Source organism: Caballeronia grimmiae (genome assembly GCF_000698555.1).
GTDB lineage: Bacteria > Pseudomonadota > Gammaproteobacteria > Burkholderiales > Burkholderiaceae > Caballeronia > Caballeronia grimmiae.
The window spans coordinates 1-2,291 of sequence record NZ_JFHE01000104.1; the positions used below are offsets into that span (position 1 = coordinate 1).

A 2,291-nucleotide genomic window follows, 5' to 3' on the forward strand; every position below is an offset into this window, starting at 1 on the left:
TCTTCACCGTGCGACGCACCGTGCAGGAACGAAAAGTTACTGAACGCGAAAAGCTCGGCGTAATCCGGCAAGGCCGATGAGGGAAACTCCACAATGCCACCTGCTGATCCGCTTAGCCAAACAGTCCGTGGAGGAACCAGCGCGTCTCCTCGGTCTTGACGCTCGGCCGTTCGCGGTAGATCCAGTAGCAGCTTTTGTCGTCCGCTTCCGCGACGAAATAATCGCGCGTCACCAGTGCGCCGTCATGCCATCCGGCCTCGATCCGTTCGCCGGTCGACACGAGCTTGAGCGGGGAACCGTAGAACGGACGATGGTTCTTGACCATCAACCGCAACGGCACATGCAGCAGCCAGGTGGGCCGCGGCAGATCATCAGGCGCGGGGAGGGCGGAGGGCGCAAGGGTCGCGGCGTGCGTCCTTGCGCTGCCTTGCATGGGCACCCACTGATTGGCATGCTCCGGGCGATGATCGGGCGCGGGCGCGGGACGCAGCACATTTTCGGGGCCGAGACGAGCCGCCAGTAGCTCCAGCAGTCGGTTGTGGTCTTGCGCGGATCCACCGGGCTCGGGAAACAGCGAATCGCTCGGCGGCTCGGCCGCTCGCACTTCCGAGGCCGTCAGCCGCACGGCGATGACCGCGGCTTCGAGCTCGGTGCGCCCGAGTCGCTCCTTCAAGAGACGCACCAGGTGCTCCTCATGCCAGGTCGGTTCGGCCAGCGCGATCTCGATCAGCGTCGGCTCGATAGCCTGGCGTCCGCGCTCATGCTCGAGCGTGATCGTGGCATGCGTGAGGGCCAGCTGCTGGACCCCGAGCCACCCGCAGAGTTGCACGATAAGTCGCCGCGCCGAAAAGAGGATGGCTTCAGCATGCTCGACACGATCAGGCAGTTCGACGCGTGCGCTGAAGGTCGGCGGCAGTTCGAGCCATTCATGTAGTTCAGGCGCCAGGCCATAGGCCCGGTCCAGGGAATCGAGCAGGTCCACGCCACACCTCTTCTTTAGACCTGCACGGGGCAGGCGTTGAATATCACCCAGAACGCGGCAGCCCAGTCCGTTGAACCAGTCGGCGAACGGGCGCAGCTCTGGGACGATCATGAAGGGCAAGGCGCCTAGATGACGTTCAAGCGAGCGCATCTTGAGCAGCCGCCGGCCGCCCGGCTTCGCGAGTAACCACGCACCGCGTCCGGTCGGCGCGACGCTGATGCGCGCGGTGACGCCGATGGTCGCGACGACGCCCCTGATGTCCCTACACACGCGCAAGATGCCGCCGAAGAGTCGCAAGCTCGCGGTGACGTCGACGACGATGGTTTCTTCTTCACACACCGCCACCTGCGGCGAAAAACGCAGCAGGGCAATGGCCACCTCGCGCTGCATCTCGTGTTCGCGCGCCAGGCTGCGATCAAACATCAACGCCTCCGCCGCGAGCGTCGCGACCCCACCGCGTTTCATGCCAACTCGCACGCCCGCGTCTCTTGCCCCTGCATCAAGCACCATGACCTTGTCGCGCTCGAGCACCACGCACCCGTGCTCAGACGGAGGTGACCACTTCGGTCTGAACACCTCCAGCGACAGCCGGGGCAAGTGAATGGCGACGAATACGGCCATAGGGACTCAGCAAGATCGGCGACGGTTGTAGGGTGACGGTCAAGGGCTCAGTTCGGTTGGGCCCGCGTCGTTTAATCATGTCGACTGCAATCCCGCCCTCTGCCGGTCGCAGGCCAAGCCGCAAGGTCGCCGGTGACGCATCCTGAGCGCTGGCCAACGGCCGCACTAGAATCAGCAACGTCTCCGTCGCCTGAGCGGCCAGATGCAAGCGGCGCAACGCCTCGGAGCGGATGTGCTGTTGCCAGATGAGCAGCGCACCGCAACTGCCGGCCTGCAGCACGCGCTCCGCGCACCACAAGGCGTCCGCCGTTTTTGAAGCCCGCAGCCACATCAGTTTGTCGAGCGGCACGCCCAGGTAGGAGAACGCCAGCGCGTTCGGCACATGCGGCGCCTGCAGCAGCACAACGGGGCGGTGAGCGTCATCGGCGACGCGTGCGAGCGCCGGACGCATCAGGCGCATTTCGCCAATGCCCGGCTGCTGAACCAGCAATTCCACGAGCGCACCGAGCGGCCAGCCGCCGCCGGGCAGCTCTGTCGACAACGCCGCGTACCCGGTCTCCACCGTCTTTCCGTAGGCGCGCGCGAGTTGCGATCCGCGCCACAGCGCGGGATGAATGGACTCGACATGTTTGAGCAGGGCCGCCATTTTGCATAAGTACTGTATGGATGTACAGTACTTTACATCGAA

2 protein-coding genes are annotated in these 2,291 nt (G+C 64.7%); both read right to left on the bottom strand.

Going from position 1 to position 2,291, the window contains the following annotated elements; all coding sequences use genetic code 11:
- Positions 1-112: 112 nt before the first annotated feature.
- Positions 113-1,603: a Y-family DNA polymerase gene (locus BG57_RS30720; protein ID WP_075583265.1), complete on the bottom strand. Its 1,491-nt coding sequence runs from the start codon at positions 1,601-1,603 to the stop codon at positions 113-115.
- Positions 1,527-2,291: translesion DNA synthesis-associated protein ImuA (gene imuA / locus BG57_RS30725; RefSeq protein ID WP_420912104.1), on the bottom strand; the 765-nt coding region annotated here is incomplete at its 5' end. The genes imuA and BG57_RS30720, both read right to left, overlap by 77 nt.

Bases quoted from the DNA above. Each gene is read 5' to 3' on its own strand.
- BG57_RS30720 (WP_075583265.1), bottom strand. From the start codon at position 1,603: ATGGCCGTATTCGTCGCCATTCACTTGCCCCGGCTGTCGCTGGAGGTG.